The organism is Bifidobacterium animalis subsp. animalis ATCC 25527, from assembly GCF_000260715.1.
Classification (GTDB): Bacteria; Actinomycetota; Actinomycetes; order Actinomycetales; family Bifidobacteriaceae; genus Bifidobacterium; species Bifidobacterium animalis.
The window spans coordinates 92,003-109,845 of sequence record NC_017834.1; the positions used below are offsets into that span (position 1 = coordinate 92,003).

Consider the following 17,843-nt stretch of genomic DNA (forward strand, 5'->3'; position numbering starts at 1 on the left):
ATAGTGGGTATGTGGGAAAGCGGGCCCAGGGCGTCCGCGACCTCAGCAAAACAACCATATTTGGAGGTGGCGATGGCAAAGCACGGTGCCAGGCATGTCAAGAAGACATCGGTGGGGGGGAGCATGGCCGTGCTTGTGGTGGTCGCGTTGGTCGGGTACCTGGTGGTGACGAATCTGCGCGTGAACAAATCCGCGACCGTGTCGAGCGATGCCGCGGAACTCATCGAACACCGCGTGCAGCGCGTGGACGAACTGCAAAGCGAAGTGAACAAGCTCGGCTCGCAGATTGACGACTACAACACGCTGCTGCGCAACAACGAGATGCAAAGCGGCAACAGCGAGGAGGCGGGCCAAAGCACGATGCTGCCCGCGGTAACGGGCCCGGGCGTCACCGTGACGCTGAACGACTCGTCGATGTGGCGCAGCGCGGTCGACAGTTCCGGTTCCACCGCCGACATAGACAAGTATGTGGTGCATCAGCAGGACGTCGAGGCGGTGGTGGACGCGTTGTGGGCGGGAGGCGCCGAATCCATGCAGATCATGAACCAGCGCGTGCTGCCGACGTCCGCGGTGATCTGCTCGGGCAACGTGCTGCTGTTGCAGGGCCGCAAATACTCGCCGCCGTTCACGATCTCGGCGATCGGCCCAGTGGATGGCATGCTGCAGTCGCTCGACGATTCGCGCGCGATCCAGATCTACAAACAGTACGTGGATGCGTTCGGCTTGGGCTACGACGTGGAAGTGAACCGCTCGCTCACATTCCAGCGCACGCCGCTCATGCTGAATCCGCTCAGATATGCGAAGGCGATCGAGTCGGGCGGCTCGAACGAATCTGCGAACGGCGGGCAGACCACTTCCGCCACGAATTGAAAACCGATACAATACAGAGACTTCATACAGCTACAGACTTCACACAGACTTCCGGAATACGGATATGCATGACCCCGAGGAGGCCACATGAAACACGGCGGCAGGCGTGGCAACGCATCCGCACGGCAGGATGGACGGATTGACCGCCTTCCGGAAGCGGAGGGCAAACGGAGCGTCATGCGGTCGGTGGTGATGATCCTTGCGGAGATTCTGCTCACCGGGGGAGTGGTCTGCGCGCTGTACGTGGTGTGGATGCAATGGTGGACGGGCGTGCAGTCCGAGAACCGGCAGATCGAGGAACGCCAGAGCGTCGGGTGGGCGCAGCCGGCCAGTGACGGCGCCAATGCGAAAATCGCGCAGCCACAGCAGGGCGACCCGCCGCTGCAACCCGAACACGCGAGCATAGGCGAGCTCATCGGCCGCGTGTATATTCCGCGCTTCGGCAATGCGTGGGAGCGCAATCTCGTGCAGGGCACCGAACTGGCCGAACTCAATCTGCACGGACTCGGGCATTACGTGGACTCGCAGATGCCCGGGCAGGTGGGCAACTTCGCCATTGCAGGCCACCGCAACGGTTATGGGCAACCGCTCGGCGACGTGGACAAGCTGCAGCCGGGCGACGCCGTCGTGGTGCGCACGAAGGACTACTGGTATGTGTACACCTACACGAACTACACCATCGTCACGCCGGACGAGACGTCGGTGATCTCGGCGAACCCGGAGGACCCGAGCGCGCCGCCGACCAAGCGCCTACTCACGATGACCACCTGCGAGCCGAAATACACGGCGCCGACACATCGCTGGATCAGCTTCGGCGAATTCAAGTACTGGGCGAAGGTGAGCGACGGCGTGCCCGCAGAACTCGCCAAAAAGGGCGCGGATGGCGCGACGAAGTTCATCAGCAACGAGCAGACGCCGTTCTTCGCGAAACTCAAGACGCTGCAGCCGGTGATCTGGGGGGCGCTCATCGCGTACGTGATCATCTTCATCGCGGCGGCGATCGCCTGGCGCTGGCCGCTGCTGCGTGCGATTCGCGAAGGGCGACGCCTGCGCCCCGACGTGGACATCTACGGCGTGCTCGTGCGACATCAGCCAGGGCCCGCGCCGATTCGCTGGCTGCTCGCGCTGCTGCTGTTCGTGGCCGTGTCGCTCGCGATCATCGAATGGGCGTGCCCATGGGCGGCGAGCCATTTCGAGATACTGCGCGAAATGTCGAACTACACGGCGGTGGACACCCAGTAGAGCGAATGCGGGGTGCCTGCCGGTAGAATCGGGGCAGACACAGTGAGGAGTGAGATGACCGATTCCGCGCGCATTCTGGTGATAGACAACTACGATTCCTTCGTGTACACGATTGTGGGATATTTGAAGACGCTCGGCGCCACCGTGACCGTGGTGCGTAATGACGCGCTCGACCCGCACGAAGATGGTGTGCTCGACGACTACGACGGCGTGCTCATCTCACCCGGACCGGGGGCGCCGAGCGAGTCAGGTGTAAGCGAGGACGTGATTCGCCTGTGTGCACAGACCGGCACGCCCATGTTCGGCGTCTGCCTCGGCATGCAGGCGCTCGCCGAGGTGTACGGCTGCACCGTGAGCCACGCGCCGACGATCATGCATGGCAAGACCAGTCTGGTGGAGCATGTGGATGATGAGATCTTCGCCGGCGTCACGAACCCGATGACTGCGACGCGCTATCATTCGCTCGCCGTGGAGCCGGATTCCGTGCCCGACGAGCTGCAGGTGACCGCATGGACCGTGGACGACCACATTGTGCAGGGTATTCGCCATCGCGAACTGCCGTTGTTCGCCGTGCAGTTCCACCCCGAGTCGGTGCTCACACAGGATGGCTACAGATTGTTCGCGAACTGGCTGGCCGTGTGCGGTCAGGAGTCTGCAGTCGAGAAGAGCCTCGGCCTGCAGCCGAAGCTCGCGGCCGAGTAGCGGCTTAACTGGGCTGGCCGTGCGCGGCTTTCGGGGCCCTGCCGGGGCGGCAAGGGTCGTCACTGGATCGCTGCGCGCCCTTTATGTTCCTCACCCTTGCCGCCCCGGCAGAGCCCCAGCGCTACGCGCGGCGGATAATGGGTAGGAGCGTAAACAACGACGTAAAAGGGACAAACCATCCTCCACATGTCCCCTTTTACGTCGTCTTTTTGCGTAATTGGAGACAAATTGAAGCTGATTTCTGTCCCTTTTACGCAGTTGCTGTGCGTAATAAGGGACATATGGGAGGCGATTTTGTCCCTTTTTACGCAAAGGAGAGGAGGGGAGACGGAGAGCAAGTGACGTAAATGGGGACAGTACCGAGGGTGGTACTGTCCCCATTTACGCAGATGGAAGATTCGGCGCTAGTGCTTGTTGTCGCTGTTCTGCTGGTTCTGCGAGGACTGGGAGCCGCTGTTGCTGTCTCCATTGCCGGAGTTGCCGTTGCTCCCGCTGCTGCCGTTGCTATTGCTTGAGGAGGAGCTGCTGGGGCTTGGTTCCTTGGCCTTCGTGGTGAGCGTCACCTGCTGGTTTGGCGTCACCGTCTCATTGGCGGCAGGGCTCATCGAGGTCACGATCGCATCATCGGAACTGTCGCCGTCCACCTTGATGTTGGTGAAGCCTTGGGCACTCAAATCGGCCTTGACATCTTTGAGGGAACGGTTCAGCGCGATTTCGGGCATCGTGATCTTGCCGTTCGACACCCAGATTGTCACGGAGGCGCCCCGCTCCACCGATGTGCCCTCGTTCGGCTCGATGCGCGTCACCGTGTTCTCGGGCTGTGACGAGTTCTCGGTGTTGATCTCCACGGCAAAACCGTTCTTCTGGAGCTCGTCCACGGCCTCGTCCTTCGACTTGCCGATGAGACCGCTCGGCACCTTCGTCATGCCGGACGACACCCACAGACTCACCGTGGATCCCTGCTCGGCGGAGGTGCCGGCTGCGGGATCGGTGCGTGTGACGTGGTCGCGTTCGATTGTGGCGCTGTCTTCGGTCTGCACACTCGAATTCACCTCGAAACCGGCTGCTTCGAGGGCGGCTCGGGCATCGGCCTGGGATTTGCCGGTGACATCGGGGATCGGCACGCTCTTCGGACCAGCGGAGAACCACACGGTGACGGTGCTGCCCTTCTCCACGCTGCGGCCACCGGCCGGTGCCTGCTTGGTGAAGGTGCCGGCTGGCTCGCGCGAATCGGTGTCCTGCTTGATCGATGCCTGAAGTCCGAGCTCCGCGAGCTGTGCCTTCGCGCGTTCCTCAGTGGTTGTGGCCGAGAAAGTGGGCACGGTGACGTACTCCTTCTTCGGCGGCTGCATGTGCGCCCACGCATACCATCCACCGGCTGCGGCCAGCGCGAGCACCACGAGCACGACCACGGTGATGATTGTATTGCGTTTCCTCTTACGCGCCGCTTCAAGACGCTTCTGTGACCGGCTCTTCACCATCGTGTCGGTGTCGCCGGCCGCAGCATTCGGATCCTGCGGCACCGTTTGGAACTGGCCCGTCACCGGGTTGTACACGCGTGTGGACCCCTCGTTGGCGGGGTAGTCGTTCGCCGCCATCGTCTGCGTCTTGGTCGCGTTGATCGTGGAGAGATCCTGCAGCGGGTTGAACGCGGCCGCCGAGGGCAGGCCGCCGTTCATGTAGGTGAGAATGTCGTTCTTGAACTCGGTGGCCGTGGCATAGCGGTTCTGGCGATCCTTGGCCATTGCCTTCGCCACGATCTGGTCCCACATGGGGTTGAGTCCGGGCACAATGGAACTCGGTTTCGCCGCGACTTCCGAAACATGCTGGTAGGCGATCGCCACCGCAGAATCGCCAGTGAACGGCGGCCTGCCGGTGAGCATCTCGTAAAGCACGCAGCCGGCCGAATACAGGTCGGAGCGCATGTCGACGTTCTCGCCGCGTGCTTGCTCGGGAGACAGGTACTGCGCGGTGCCCACGACACCCTGCGACTTGGTCATTGTGGTGGCGGAATCATCGAGCGCGCGGGCGATGCCGAAGTCCATGACCTTCACAATGCCCTGCTCGGAGATCATGATGTTGCCGGGCTTGATATCGCGGTGGATGATGCCCATGCGGTGCGAATATTCGAGCGCGTTGAGCACGCCGATCATCACGTGCTCGGTGTCGGAGACGCTCAGCGCGCCGTTCGCCTTGATGATGTCGCGCAGCGTCTGCCCCTGCACATACTCCATGATCAGGTACGGCAGGTGTTCGGTCTGCCCGTTGTCGAGTGTGACCACCTCTTCGCCCGAATCGTAGATGTTCACGATGTTCGGGTTGTTCATCTGGGCCACGGAATGAGCCTCACGGCGGAAGCGGGTGAGGAAGATCTCGTCATGTGCGAGGTCGGCGCGCATGATCTTGACGGCAACGGTGCGACCCAGGCGCGTATCGAGTGCGATGTGCACCTCGGCCATGCCACCGCGGCCAACGAGCTGGCCAAGCTGGTAGCGGCCGTTATCGAGCGTAGTAGGCATGCTACTCATTGATGCTCCTTCCAAAGCCTCCGGCGATCGCATGGCCGGGGGAATCGGTACCGGCATCGCGCTGCGTCTGCTGCGCGAACGGGAAGGCGGATTGATACGTTTGCAGGTCATGGTGCGGTGCACTCGTGACCCGGCGAGGGACTCGTCCGTTGATGTTCACCATGGTGGTGTCGCTCAGCGCGGTCTGCTGGTCGAGCAGACGGCGTTCGATGCGGGAGAGCACACGGGCCACGGTCAGCGCGTCCTGCGGGCGGTCCGCGGGATCTTTCGCGAGCATCGACATGACGAATTGGGAAAGCTGGAAATCCACGGTGCTCGGCAATGGGGGCACCGGATTGTTCACATGGGCGGCGGCGATGTCGACCGGCGTGGCACCGGTGAACGGACGGTGCCCGCACAGGCCTTCGTAGGCCACGACACCGAGCGAATAGATGTCGGACTGCGGCGTGGCCTGCTGGCCTTGCGCCTGCTCCGGCGAGATGTACTGCGCGGTGCCCACCACCATGCCGTCCTGCGTGATCTGCTCTTGGTTCGTGGAGTAGGAGACGCCGAAGTCGGTGATCTTCACCTCGCCGTTGTCGGAGACCATGATGTTCGCCGGCTTCACATCGCGGTGGATCACACCATGCGAGTGGGCAACGAACAGTCCGCGCGCGGTCTGCACGAGGATCGGCAGCAGGCGGATCGGGTCCATCGGGCCGTCGAGTTCGTGGTAGAGGTCTGCCAACGACTTGCTCGGCACATATTCCATGATGAGGAAGCCGATGCCGTCGTGCTCGTAGTATTCGAACAACGCGGCGATGTTCGGGTGCGCCAGATTGGCGGAATTGCGGGCCTCCGCACGCAGGCGACGCAGTTTGGACTCCTGGTTCGTCGTGTCTTTGCGCAGCGCCTTGATGGCCACGGGACGACCGAGCTGAATGTCGTAGCCCTTCCACACCTCGCCCATGCCACCCTGGGCCAGACGCGAGTCGAGACGGTACCGGCAATGGATGAGTTGTCCTTCAATCAATCTCATTGTTGGAGCGCCTCCTTCATAATCGCGGTCATAATCGGTCCTGCTGCAAACGAGCCGTAGAGGTCGACATTGTGCACCACCACGGCGACGGCTATCTTCGGGTCGTCCGCAGGCGCGAAGCCCATCACCCAGCCGTCTATCGAGCTGTTGTTCGCTCCGATCTGCGCGGTGCCGGTCTTCGCCGCCACCTTCACGCCGGGGATCTCGAGATTCGGGTTCGCGTCGGTCACCACGGCCTCCATCGCCTCGGTGAGCTTGTTCGCTGTGTCCGCACTGAACGCGGTGTCCATCACCTGCGGTTTCGTGTCGGGCATCACCGAGAGGTCGCTGAAACGCACGCGGTCCACGAGCGTCGGTTTCATCACCTTGCCGTCGTTCGCAATGGCAGCGGCGATTATCGCGTTCTGCAACGGCGTCTCCACCGTGTCTCCCTGGCCTATCGAAGCCAGCGCGAGCCTGTCGTCGCCCACATTGGTGGGGAATCGCGAGGCCACGGCTTGCATGGGAAGCCCGTTCGAATCGGTGCCGTCGATCACGATCGGTTTGTCGAAACCGAACTTCTTCGCCATATTCGACACGCTCTCGTCGCCAAGGGCCACGCCGAGCTGCGCGAATGCCGTGTTCGACGACCATGCCATGGCGTCTTTGAGCGAGATCTTGCCATCGGTGCCGTCGCCCGGCTCCTCGGCGTTCGTCAGCTGCGTCTGCGTGCCCGGCAGCGTATACGAGGCACCGGCCGGAATCTGCGTGTCGAGCTGGTATTTGCCACTGTCGAGCGCGGCTGCCGCCACGACCGTCTTGAACGTGGACCCCGGCGGGTACAGCTCGCTGATCGCACGGTTGAGCATCGGGTTCGACGGGTTTGTGACGAGTTCGGTGTACGCCTTGCTCACCGATCCGGTGTCGTGCGAGGCCAGCTCGTTCGGGTCGTAGCTCGGCGCGCTGGCCATCGCGAGAATGCGCCCGGTCTTCGGCTCTATGGCCACCGCGGCGCCGTCGTTGTTCTTGAGCGCCTCCATAGCCGCGGACTGCAGCTTGGGATCGATGGACGTCTCGATGCTGGCGCCTTTGTTCTCCTTGCCGGTGAACAATGCCTTGATGTGCTGCCAGAACAATGCGTTCGACTCGCCGGTGAGCAGCTCGTTCTCGGAGGCTTCGATGCCGCGGTCGGCGTTCTGCGCGATCGAGAAATACCCAGTGATCGGCGCGTAGATGTCCTCCTGCGGGTAGGAGCGCTGGTAGGAGAACGAATCGTTCACCGGGTCGGATTTCGCAATGATCGTGCCGTCCGACGCCAGAATGGAGCCTCGCGGGGCGCCGTACGTCTGGTAGAGCGCACGCGTGTTCCTGGAATCATGGGAGAGCCGGTTCGCGCGGTTCACCATGATGATCGAGCTGGCGATGCCGAGGATCACGAACAGCACGATGACCGCCGTGAACAGCTGGCGCAATGTCTTATTCATGCTCGGCACCTCCTTCGCCCGTGGTTGCGTGATGGTTCGTCGGCGTATGGGGCTGCTGTGGCAGCGGCGGCATGCTCGGATTCAGCGGTGCCATGGCCTCCGTCTCCTCGCCCGTTGTTGGCGTCGCCTGCTGCGGCGTCACCGGGATGTTCCTCGTGTTGGTCACCGGTTCGCTTGCCTGCTGCGGCGCGACAATCGGTTGCGGTGAGACCACCTGCGTTGCCGAATCGTCTGGTGCCGGTGACGCACTGACGGCTGCAGATTGCTGAACGGCCACCGAGGTGACCGGCAGCTGGCTCGTACGCGGGCGAGGCTCCTCCTCGCGGTTGCCGCGCGGTTTCGTGACCTGCGTGGCATTGCCGGATGCCTTGCGCTGGCGCGGCTTGCGGCTGCTCAGCGCATGCACGGCCTCCATGCGGAACGTGTCGGTCATCAGGTCGTTCTGCGGCTTGTTCGCGGCGTTCGAGATGATGATGAGCAGGGCTACCAGAATGTAGTTGGCGATGAGCGAGGAGCCGCCGGCAGCCATGTACGGCATCGTGAGACCAGTCAGCGGAATCACGAGCGTGATGCCGCCGACCACGGTGAACACCTGGAATGCCATCGTGAACACGAGTCCCGAGGCGAGCAGCTTGCCGAAGCCGTCTTTGATCTTCATCGCCGTGATCATGCCGGCCGCGATGATGAGCAGGTACAGCATGAGAATCGCGAACACGCCGACGAGACCGAGCTCCTCACCGGCCGACGCGAAGATGAAATCGGAGTTGGCCAGCGGCGTGATGGCCGGATGCCCCTCACCAAGGCCGGTGCCGAACAGGCCGCCGGCGGCGAGACCGAACAGGCCCTGCACAATCTGGCTCGAGCCGCCGGGGTACCGGTTGTAGATTTCGGAGTCGAAGGGGTGCAACCAGGCGTCGACGCGGTAGCCCACATGCGCGAACAGGTGCGCGGCCACCACACAGCCTATGGCGAAGGCGAGGAAGCCAATGATGAGCCAGCTCGCGCGGCCGGTGGCCACGTAGAGCATGGCGACGAACATCGCGAAGAACATGAGCGAAGTGCCCAGATCGTGCTGCAGAATGAGCACGCCCATCGAGGCGATCCACACGATCACAATCGGCCCCAGATCGCGCAGGCGCGGCAATTGCAGGCCGAACACCTTCCTGCCGCCGACGGCGAGCTGGTCGCGGTGGTTGAACAGATACGAGGCGAAGAAGAACGCGAGGAACAGCTTCGCGAACTCACCCGGCTGCAGCTGGTAGGAGCCGACGCCAATCCAGATGCGCGCGCCGCCGATCTCACGGCCAAGCCCGGGAATCATGGGCGAAAGCAACAGCGCGAGGCCGATCACCATGCTCACATACGAGAATCTGCGAAGAATGCGGTAATCCTTCATGAAGGCGAACAGGGCGTAGCAGCAGACGAGCGCCAGGCACAGCCACATCATCTGGCGGATGGCCACGGCGGTGTCCATCTCGCCGTCGATGCGCGAGATCATGAGAATGCCTATCGATGTGAGCATGAGCACGCATGCGAAGATCGACTGGTTGCCAAACTTCTGGAACCGGCTCATAAGGCCCCAGGCCACCAGGAACATGATCGCGCAGACGATCTGCATGACCACGCTGCCGGACGTGGGCTTGCCGTTCATGCGCTCGGACAACTGGAAGAAGCCGAGCGCGGAGATGAGCAGTGCGAAGATGATCTGCAGAAGGTAACGAACACGAGCGGCCATGATCACCTGCTTTGCGCCGACTTCGACGGTGACGGCGACTTCGTCGGGGACTTGCTGTCGTTGACTTGCTTCTGCTGCTTGGCCTTGGCGTCGGCGTCTTCCTTCGCTTTCTGTTCCTGCTCCTTCTTCAGGTCGTTGAACTGCGTCCGTATGAGCTCGACATGGCTGAGCGCCTCGTCGTAGCCATCCACGCTGATGCTCTGCTGCAGACGGTCCTGCCACTGCTCGGGCAGCTCATCGACCTTGAGGTCGGTGTGCTCGATGGCATGCGAAAGCTCGTAGCCGAAGATGTTCGTTGGCACGCCTTGGTACACGGTGACCACACCATTGTCGGAGGCCAGGTAATACTGCGTCTGGCTCCACGCATACGCGGCCCACGTGCCCAGCGCGAGCACGGCCACGACGGCCACGGCGACTACACTGCCAACGATCTTGCCGCGAAACCTGCGCGAACGGGCCTGCTTCTTCTCCTGCAGATGCTCGTGGTGAATGGCCCTGGCGACCTCCGGGTCGTTCGGGTCCGCGCTGTAACGGCCGTCGGATTTGCGGATCACCGGAATCTCGCCGGTGTCTGGATCCTGCAGTTCGCCGTTCTCCTCGCGCACCGTCGACGGCTGCGCCACCTGCTGGGTGGCGTCGTGCTCCTCGGATTGCGCGGCCTTGTTGCTGTCGCTCGCAATCAGCGCGGCGGCACGCTCCGCCGGTGAAGAGCGTGCGATCAGCGCGGGGGCGGACGCGACGGGTTCATGAATGATGTCTGCAATCGGTTCGAGCGTCGCGCTGGCGGCACCGCCGATCAACGGAGTCTGATGCGGCAGATCGAACGAGTCGGCATCCAGGGCGATCGTGGAATCCGCGATCACGGCGGACGCATTGTCGGTGCTCCCCGCCTTCAACGCCATGGAAACCAAGGTCTGCGCGCACTCCTCCGGATCGGTGAAATGCGAGAGCGTCTCCTCGATCGTGGAATCCTCGAGCACACCGCACAGGCCGTCGGAACACAGTAACAGGCGGTCCCCGGCCTCTGCGCGGCGAATCGAAATGTCAGGGTGGGCGTCGATGTCGAAATCGCCGAGCACGCGCATGACCACATTGCGCTGCGGGTGATTGCGCGCCTCCACCTCATTGATGCGCTTCGTATCGATCAGATGCTGCACATAGCTGTGATCGGTGGTCAGCCGCATGAGTTTGCCGTCGCGCAGCAAATACGCGCGCGAATCTCCAATATGGGCGATCACCCAGTAATCGGAGACGAGCGTGATTGCGGTGACGGTGGTGCCCATGCCGGCGAGCTTGCGTTCGCGCTTCGCCTTGCCCACGATGGCATCGTGCGCGGCGAGTGTGGAAGCCTCGATGATTGCCGCTGCCTTGGCCACGTCACCGCCCGCGGAATCCGTTTCAATATGCGCCAGCGAGCGGATTGCGATGGTGGAGGCGGTGTCGCCGCCAGCATGGCCGCCCATGCCATCGCAGACGGCCACGAGATGCTCGCCGGCGAACGAGGAATCTTGGTTGTTCGAGCGCACGGTGCCCACGTCGGAAACCGTGGTGGAATACATATACAGGTCTGCCACTCGCGGTCACCTCAATTCGAACGTGGTAGCGCCAATGCGCACCGGTACGCGCGGGCCGAGAATGGTGGGTGCGGAGATGCGCTGCTGGTTCACCACGGTGCCGTTCGTGCTGTGCAGGTCTTCGATGACCCAGACTCCGGTGTTCGGATCGGGGTACACGCGCGCATGGTGGCTCGAGACGAACTCGTCGTCGAGCACCACCGTGTTCGAGGCGGCGCGGCCCAGCGTGATCACCGAGGAGTTCAGCGGAACCGAGGTGCCGGCGAGCGGGCCGTCGATGATCACCAGCAGCGTAGGCGTGGGTGCGGTGTCCGAAGGCGCGGCCGCCGACGGTGTAGGTGTGGAGACAGGCAACGGCTGGGCCGGCGATGACACCGCCAACGCGTCGTTCGATTTGCGCACTTCGCGCTCCTTGCGCCTACGTGCGCGGGATTTGCGTGGGCTGAACGCGGCGACGTCCCGGTACAGCGAACGCGTGATGAACCACACGAACAGCCATAACAGAATGAGGAACGCGTATTTCAGTACCGCAAAGGTAAGTTCGGTAATCATGGAAAAATCCCGCTACGCTCACCTCTGGTCTTGTGAGGAGGCCCAGTACAGGATGCGGGTGCGGCCGATCGTGATCGTGTTGCCATCGAGCAGCGTCGCAGCGGGAACTTGATGGCCCTCCACATACGTGCCGTTCGTGGAGCCCAAGTCGCGGGCGATCACACCGTTGTCCGTGATGTCGATCTCCAGGTGTTTGCGGGAGATGCCGGGGTCGTCAATCACAATGTCGCAGCCCGAGCCGCGACCCAGAATCGTCTTGTCTTTGGTGAGCAGGTATTGGTTGTTGTTGACTTCGAGCATCGGGCAGTCCTCGGCCTGCTCGTCAGTGGTGACCGGTACGGCGTTGCCCTGCACGGATTCGGACGTGAGCTTGAAGTTGCCCTTGGTCAGTTGCAGGTCCTCTTCGAAAATCACGACGACCGGGCCCACAAATGCATAGTGTTGGCTCTTCGCGTACTGCGTGAGGTTGTCGGCCAGCTCATTGGCCATGGCCTCGGAACCCCAGCTTTCGATGCGGTCGAAATCGGGTGTGCTCAGTTTGAAACGGTACTCGTTCGGCGCCACGGTGCGGTCTCGGCCGACCGGCATGGCCTCGGCGTCGATTTCGCGCTCAAGCGCGCTGGAGAGATCGACGGGCTGCAGGTCCTTGGAGCCGAACTTCGCGAACACTCCGTTGACCGCACCCTCCACGCTTTTCTCAAAACGATCAAGAACGCTCATAGTTACCCTTTCTATCCTTACCTATCCTACGCTTATATATCAACCGTGTGAATTTTCAGGCGCATCGGTCCGCCGCGTTTTCCTCTGGGAGCGTATGGATTGCAACGGTTTGCCGTTTCACTGCACGCATACGGCCCCACCTTGTTCCCGCGGTTTCCGCATTGCCACTATGCGCCGGAGCCACAGGAATCCGCAATCGTTCGGCCGATGTATTTGCGGTATGTGCGGTCCGTTTTACGGGAGCTTCCGTGAGCGGTGCCGCCGGGAGAGTCGCCAGTGGTCGGTTTTGCGGAAGGTGCCGCGGGAAGGGGAGTCTGCGAGCTGTTTTACGGAAGGTTCCGTGAAGCAGGATAGAGTGGGAACGAATAGATGAGCCGATGAGACGAGAGGTGCGGGATGGAATCTGCAATCGAAGAATACCCGGTGCGCAAGGCAAAAACGGTGCGGTTCACATGCGGGGCGCCGCGCTCTCCCAAGCTCATCGGCGACGGGTCGCGCATGCTGTTCCTGCGGTCCGCGGGCGAGCAGGACACCGAGAATTCGCTGTGGCTGGCAATCTGCGGGGAAGACGCGTATGCCGAAGTGGAGCTCGTGAACGCGGGTGAGCTCGTGAACACACTGGGCAGCGACGATGTGCCGGCTGCCGAGCGTGCGCGTCGTGAACGTGCGCGTGAGAGTGCCACCGGGATCGTTGCGTACTCGGTGGACGGTCTGGGCAATCATGTCACCTTCACCGTGAACGGCGAGCTGTTCGTGACGACGATCGAATGGGACACGCTCGAGTACACGGTGGGCGACGACGGCGTGCGCGCACAGGTGAGTGCCGGCGTGCGCACCGAGCATCTCGTGCCGCAGTCCGCAGATTCCGCGCAGAACGAGTTCGCCGGCCCTGTGCTGAACCCGCGAATGAGCCCGGACGGTAAGCGTGTGGCATATGCGACGGGTTCCGCGGTGGTCGTCGTGGACGTGCAGACTGCAGTGGCGAACGCGGTGTTCACGGTGTCGCCACAGGATCGCGAGACGATGCGCGCGGGACTCGCGGAATTCGCCGCGGGCGAGGAAATGGACCGCTACGACGGGTTCTGGTGGGGGCCGGATTCGCGCACACTGCTGGTGGAATGCTTCGACTCGTCGCCCGAGCCGGTGTGGACGATCAGTGATCCGGCGGATCCGGCGGCGCGCGGCATCCAACACCGTTACCCGCGCGCGCTCACCGAGAACGCCGTGGTCGATCTGTTCGCCGTGCGGCTGGGCGACGACGGCGCGTCGGTGCAGAAGACGGCGATGATCGACTGGGACAATGTGGCTTACGAATACCTGGCCGTGGTGGATTGGCAAGCCGAGCGACCCGTGCTGCGCGTGCTCGACCGCTTGCAGCAGCATGAGCAGATTCTGCGCGTGGCCATGCCAGCGGAGAACGAGTGGGGCGATCTGCGCGCACTCGACGGCAATGTGATGGCGTTGCTGCCGGTGGAGGTGATCGCCGAACACCACAACGACCAGTGGATCGATCTGGTGGGCGGAACGCCGTGCGTGACGCCGTCCGGTTCCGTGGTGTGTTCGGTGAACGACATGGATGCCGACACGAACCGGTTGAGCGTGGATGGACGTGTGTTCACGCCGGCGGGGTGGCAGGTGCGCGAAGTGCTCGATGCGGGCGCCGACGATGTGCTGTGCGTGGTGCAGCGCACGGCCGAACGTGCCGCCGAGGTACCGGAGCAGTGGGCGGATTCCGTTGCCGAGCGCTACCATGACGCGCGCAGTTTCGACATTGTGACCATATCGTACGCCGATGGTTCGGTGCGCGCGGTGAGTAACGAACCGGGCGTGTGGCGTGCGTCCCGCCGCGGAGACGGACTCGTGGTGTGGGGGCGCACCATGGATTCGGCGAAAGCGGTGATGCGCCTGTCATACGGGACTGCGGACGCACGTACGAGCCACGACGTGTGCAATGTCGCCGCCGAACCTGACTTCGTGCCGAACGTGCGCTTCGTTCGACTCGGCGAGCGGAAGCTGTTTACGGCGATCGTGGCGCCGAGTGCGTCGAGCCGGTTCGCGAATGCGAGCGAGCTGCCGGTGCTCATGCATCCGTACGGCGGACCGGGGCACCAGGAGGTGGTCATGAGCCGGGCCGCCTACTTGGACGCGCAATGGTGGGCCGACCAGGGCTACCTTGTGGTGATTGCGGACGGCCGCGGCACGACCGGTCGCGGACCGGTGTGGGACCGCGAGGTGTATTTGAAGATGAAAAGCGTGAGCCTGGCCGATCAGGTGGACGCAGTGCATGCGCTGGTCGGTGCGATCGACGAGCTCAATACGATGGGTGACTCGGCCGAGGGCTGCGAATTCAGCGAGCATGACGATGCTGCGCGACCGTTGCCGAAGCCGGATCTCGAGCGCGTGGCGATGATCGGCTGGTCGTACGGCGGATTCCTCTCCGCGCTCGCGGTGCTCGACGCTCCGGACACGTTCGCCGCAGCCTGCGCGGGCGCGCCCCCGACTGACTGGACGCTGTACGACACCTGCTACACCGAGCGCTTCTTGGGCCTGGACCCGCAGGTGTATGCCGACAACAGCATTGTGCTGGACGCGCCGAAGCTCGTTCGGCCGCTCATGCTGATCCACGGCTTCGCCGACGACAACGTGACGATCGCGCATAGCCTGCGGCTGAGTCAGGCGCTCATGGAGGCCGGTCGCCCACACACCTTCCTGCCGCTCACCGGGATCACGCATATGACGAACGATCCGGATGTGGCGAGGAATCTGCTGATTCTGCAGCGCGACTTCCTGGCCGATGCCCTCGCGAGGTAGGCACGGCCTGCCGTCCTGATTCGAGACTGTTACGGGCCATCCAAGCTCTTACGGGCTAGCCTTTTCTGCTACGGGCTAGGGCAGCACCTTGTATTTCCGGGATGCGGGAATTATGAAACCGCCATTTTTCAACAATCTTATGCCGGGAATATCTCGTGAGTCCTAGCCCGTAGCAGAAAAGGCTAGCCCGTAACGGTTTTGATAGCCCGTAACAGAGATCTTGGCCCGTAACAGATGAATACATGAATACATTCGTAGTGGCCGGGTTTTCGGTCTATTGAACCAGGAAGCTCATGATGAGGATCAGCACGAAGCCGACGATGTCGACGGGGGTGAAGACCGAGCCGGTCCACAGCACCGACGAGATGGTGGCGGTCACCGGCTCGATCGTCGCCAGAAGCGTCGCACGCATTGAGCCGATGCGCACGACGCCCGCCATGAACAGCCAGAACGCGATCACGGTGCCCACGACCACCGTGAAGGCCATGAGCCACCAGCCGCGCGCGTCGAAATGCGGCGCGTTCTCCCACGGTTTGACGAATGGCAGCAATATGAGTCCGGAAATGAGGAAAGTGAGGCCGTTGAAGGTGAGATTGCCGTAGCGGGCGATGAGCCCCACCGGAATGATGGCGAGGCAGGCGCAGGAGAATGCGTCCATGAGACCCCAGAACAGGCCGGGCAGCGGCATCGACAGCGTGCTCAGCTTGCCGCCGGTGGCCAGCAGCCATACGCCCACGAACGCCAGGACGACGCCGATCACCTCGCGTTTCGACGGCCTGCGCTTCGCCCTCACGCACACATAGATGAGCACCATGAGCAGATTCACCGTCTGCAGCACGGTGGCGGTGCCCGCGTTCGTCCAATGGATCGAGAACAGGTAGGCCACCTGCACGAGCGTCACGCAGGTGAGCGCCGCGCCCACGAACTTCGGGTATTCGCGCCAGCTGGTCACCGCCGACCTGAGCGAGTGCGGCGTGCCGATCATGGCGGCCACGAGGAAGATGATCCCCGCGATGATCTCGCGCACGCAGGCGATCCACAGCGGAGCCGCGTGGTATTCCTCCATGAGGATCTTCGACACCGCGCCATTGACGCCCCAGCATGTGCCGCCGATGAGCACGCATGCAATGCCGATGGCCATTTTCCGCGGCGTCTGCTCGAAGGAGGGCTCCTCCTCGTCTTTTCCCGACACCGTCTCCTCGATGAGCACGTCGCGCGCATCAGCCTGCTCGGTGGCCGCCGACCGCGCCAGCATCTCATGGAGTTCCTCCGGCGAATTCACGTTGCATGTGCCGTGGCCGTGCTGTGGATCGCTGTGTTCAGACACCGGGGCTCCTCTCGCTCATCTCTCGCACGCATAGTATCGCGCAGGTCGTGAAATACGGGCCCCGGCGGCGCGCCCCGCCCGAGTTCAGACGAGCACGGTGACCGGCTCGCTCGTTTGCAGGAACGTGAGGATCTCCTTCAGATACGGTGCCATCACGCTGTTCGGCATCGTGAAGATCTCATGCACGGAGCCGGGCACGCGAATCATGCGGATGTCGCCGCCGTCCTTGCCCACGCGTTTGACGAAGCGATTCTGCGCCTTGTTGCGCACCCAGTGGTCGTTGGCCGCCTGGAACAGCAGGATTGGCGTCTCGATGCGCTCGCACATATGCGGGTCCTGCACGGCGATGGACAGGCGGATCGCCTGTCTCACCCACTCGTTCGCCGCGGCCGAGGTCTGGTAATGCGTGTTCGCGATGCGCAGCTTCTTCATCCATTCGAGACGCTGCATGCATGCGCCCTGGTTGTCTTTGATATCGATGAGCGGCGTGAACGCGTGCTGACCCGGTGCCATAGCCTTGCCGCGGCCCAGATCGCAGGCCGCGCCGCAGGCCAGCGCCGCCAGCCAATTCGGCACATGCAGATTCGCTTCGATCATGGGCGACGAGAGCACCGCCTTGTCAACGATGTTGGGGTAGCGCTCGAGCATGGCCGCTGCGATGCCGCCGCCCATCGAATGCGCGAACAGGACGAGCGGCTTCGAGCCCGCCATCGGGCGCGCGATCGTCCGCGCGCATTTCGCGAGATCGGCAACGTAGCGGTGCCATGTGTCGATGTACACAATCTGGTCGTTCCTCACATCGCGCGCGGAATAGCCATGCCCGCGGTGTTCGAGAATGCAGACGGAGAATCCGGCGAGCAGGAAGTACCATGCCATCTCCTTGTATTTGGCCGCGAACTCGGTGAATCCGTGCGAGATGAGCACGGTGCCATGGGTTTGGCGGGAGGCGCCGGGAATCTGCAAGGCATGGAATTTCTCGACGTCGTAGCGTACGACATGCAGCTTGTTCGGAGTGCCGTTCGCCGTGTGCAGCGTGCGCAGTCTGTGCCCATGCCAATCCGAGACGGCCGGGTCCATGTAGCCGTCATGCATGCACGAATCGAGGGCCGGCAGGGCGGTGGCCTCGAGATCCTGCTGGAATTCGTGTTCGTTGATCATCGCGATTTCCATGGGCTGCCTTTCGTCGGGTGAAACTGAAGACCAGCGTAGTCTGCGCGTGATATCACGTGAAATATTCGGCTGCCAGAGTCGAAAACGTGTAGCGCGGTGCGCGTAATCAGGGTGGGGGCGGGGAGGGCGAG

The 17,843-nt window shown here is 62.8% G+C and carries 13 protein-coding genes; 4 read left to right on the forward strand and 9 right to left on the reverse strand.

Features of this window, described 5'->3' with window-relative positions:
* Positions 1-72: 72 nt before the first annotated feature.
* The 3 genes from BANAN_RS00405 (at position 73) to BANAN_RS00415 (ending at position 2,814) form a co-directional block, all read left to right on the forward strand.
* A complete protein-coding gene (locus BANAN_RS00405) occupies positions 73-870 on the forward strand; it encodes a DUF881 domain-containing protein (RefSeq protein WP_014697018.1) in 798 nt (265 codons plus the stop codon).
* Between the two features lie 87 nt (positions 871-957).
* Positions 958-2,112 (forward strand): class E sortase, encoded by a 1,155-nt coding sequence (locus BANAN_RS00410; RefSeq protein WP_014697019.1) that lies wholly within the window; start codon positions 958-960, stop codon positions 2,110-2,112.
* A gap of 54 nt (positions 2,113-2,166) precedes the next feature.
* Positions 2,167-2,814 (forward strand): anthranilate synthase component II, encoded by a 648-nt coding sequence (locus BANAN_RS00415; protein ID WP_014697020.1) that lies wholly within the window; start codon positions 2,167-2,169, stop codon positions 2,812-2,814.
* A 404-nt stretch (positions 2,815-3,218) separates the two neighbouring features.
* On the opposite strand, the gene pknB is transcribed toward BANAN_RS00415, so the two are convergent.
* From pknB to BANAN_RS00450, 7 genes are read right to left on the reverse strand one after another with little or no spacing between them, the layout of a single operon-like run.
* The gene (pknB, locus tag BANAN_RS00420; RefSeq protein WP_014697021.1) at positions 3,219-5,342 is read right to left on the reverse strand and encodes a Stk1 family PASTA domain-containing Ser/Thr kinase; all 2,124 of its coding nucleotides are present in this window, start codon (positions 5,340-5,342) and stop codon (positions 3,219-3,221) included.
* Entirely contained in the window at positions 5,335-6,360 is a 1,026-nt protein-coding gene (locus BANAN_RS00425) for a serine/threonine-protein kinase (protein ID WP_014697022.1), read from the reverse strand. Before BANAN_RS00425 ends, pknB begins: the two co-directional genes overlap by 8 nt.
* On the reverse strand, positions 6,357-7,823 hold the full coding sequence (locus BANAN_RS00430) for a peptidoglycan D,D-transpeptidase FtsI family protein (RefSeq protein ID WP_014697023.1): 1,467 nt from the start codon (positions 7,821-7,823) through the stop codon (positions 6,357-6,359). Before BANAN_RS00430 ends, BANAN_RS00425 begins: the two co-directional genes overlap by 4 nt.
* Positions 7,816-9,558, reverse strand: a complete 1,743-nt coding sequence (locus BANAN_RS00435; protein WP_014697024.1) for an FtsW/RodA/SpoVE family cell cycle protein — start codon at positions 9,556-9,558, stop codon at positions 7,816-7,818. The genes BANAN_RS00430 and BANAN_RS00435 overlap by 8 nt, the downstream gene beginning before the upstream one ends.
* A 2-nt stretch (positions 9,559-9,560) precedes the next feature.
* Positions 9,561-11,117 (reverse strand): PP2C family protein-serine/threonine phosphatase, encoded by a 1,557-nt coding sequence (locus tag BANAN_RS00440; RefSeq protein ID WP_014697025.1) that lies wholly within the window; start codon positions 11,115-11,117, stop codon positions 9,561-9,563.
* A 21-nt stretch (positions 11,118-11,138) separates the two neighbouring features.
* Positions 11,139-11,684, reverse strand: a complete 546-nt coding sequence (locus BANAN_RS00445) for an FHA domain-containing protein FhaB/FipA (RefSeq protein ID WP_014697026.1) — start codon at positions 11,682-11,684, stop codon at positions 11,139-11,141.
* 18 nt (positions 11,685-11,702) lie between these two features.
* Complete coding sequence (locus tag BANAN_RS00450) at positions 11,703-12,404, reverse strand: FhaA domain-containing protein (protein WP_004218378.1); 702 nt, start codon at positions 12,402-12,404, stop codon at positions 11,703-11,705.
* 396 nt (positions 12,405-12,800) lie between these two features.
* Between BANAN_RS00450 and BANAN_RS00455 the strand changes: the two genes are divergently transcribed.
* The gene (locus BANAN_RS00455) at positions 12,801-15,215 is read left to right on the forward strand and encodes a prolyl oligopeptidase family serine peptidase (RefSeq protein ID WP_014697027.1); all 2,415 of its coding nucleotides are present in this window, start codon (positions 12,801-12,803) and stop codon (positions 15,213-15,215) included.
* Between the two features lie 274 nt (positions 15,216-15,489).
* On the opposite strand, the gene BANAN_RS00460 is transcribed toward BANAN_RS00455, so the two are convergent.
* Together BANAN_RS00460 and BANAN_RS00465 are read right to left on the reverse strand one after the other, a co-directional pair.
* Positions 15,490-16,542: a DMT family transporter gene (locus tag BANAN_RS00460; RefSeq protein WP_014697028.1), complete on the reverse strand. Its 1,053-nt coding sequence runs from the start codon at positions 16,540-16,542 to the stop codon at positions 15,490-15,492.
* An 84-nt stretch (positions 16,543-16,626) separates the two neighbouring features.
* Positions 16,627-17,712: an alpha/beta fold hydrolase gene (locus BANAN_RS00465; RefSeq protein WP_014697029.1), complete on the reverse strand. Its 1,086-nt coding sequence runs from the start codon at positions 17,710-17,712 to the stop codon at positions 16,627-16,629.
* Positions 17,713-17,843 lie beyond the last annotated feature (131 nt).

Excerpts from the sequence above, each read along its gene's own strand:
- BANAN_RS00405 (WP_014697018.1), top strand. The coding sequence starts at position 73 with ATGGCAAAGCACGGTGCCAGGCATGTCAAGAAGACATCGGTGGGGGGG.
- BANAN_RS00410 (WP_014697019.1), top strand. The coding sequence starts at position 958 with ATGAAACACGGCGGCAGGCGTGGCAACGCATCCGCACGGCAGGATGGA.
- BANAN_RS00415 (WP_014697020.1), top strand. The coding sequence starts at position 2,167 with ATGACCGATTCCGCGCGCATTCTGGTGATAGACAACTACGATTCCTTC.
- pknB (WP_014697021.1), bottom strand. The coding sequence starts at position 5,342 with ATGAGTAGCATGCCTACTACGCTCGATAACGGCCGCTACCAGCTTGGC.
- BANAN_RS00425 (WP_014697022.1), bottom strand. The coding sequence starts at position 6,360 with ATGAGATTGATTGAAGGACAACTCATCCATTGCCGGTACCGTCTCGAC.
- BANAN_RS00430 (WP_014697023.1), bottom strand. The coding sequence starts at position 7,823 with ATGAATAAGACATTGCGCCAGCTGTTCACGGCGGTCATCGTGCTGTTC.
- BANAN_RS00435 (WP_014697024.1), bottom strand. The coding sequence starts at position 9,558 with ATGGCCGCTCGTGTTCGTTACCTTCTGCAGATCATCTTCGCACTGCTC.
- BANAN_RS00440 (WP_014697025.1), bottom strand. The coding sequence starts at position 11,117 with ATGTATTCCACCACGGTTTCCGACGTGGGCACCGTGCGCTCGAACAAC.
- BANAN_RS00445 (WP_014697026.1), bottom strand. The coding sequence starts at position 11,684 with ATGATTACCGAACTTACCTTTGCGGTACTGAAATACGCGTTCCTCATT.
- BANAN_RS00450 (WP_004218378.1), bottom strand. The coding sequence starts at position 12,404 with ATGAGCGTTCTTGATCGTTTTGAGAAAAGCGTGGAGGGTGCGGTCAAC.
- BANAN_RS00455 (WP_014697027.1), top strand. The coding sequence starts at position 12,801 with ATGGAATCTGCAATCGAAGAATACCCGGTGCGCAAGGCAAAAACGGTG.
- BANAN_RS00465 (WP_014697029.1), bottom strand. The coding sequence starts at position 17,712 with ATGGAAATCGCGATGATCAACGAACACGAATTCCAGCAGGATCTCGAG.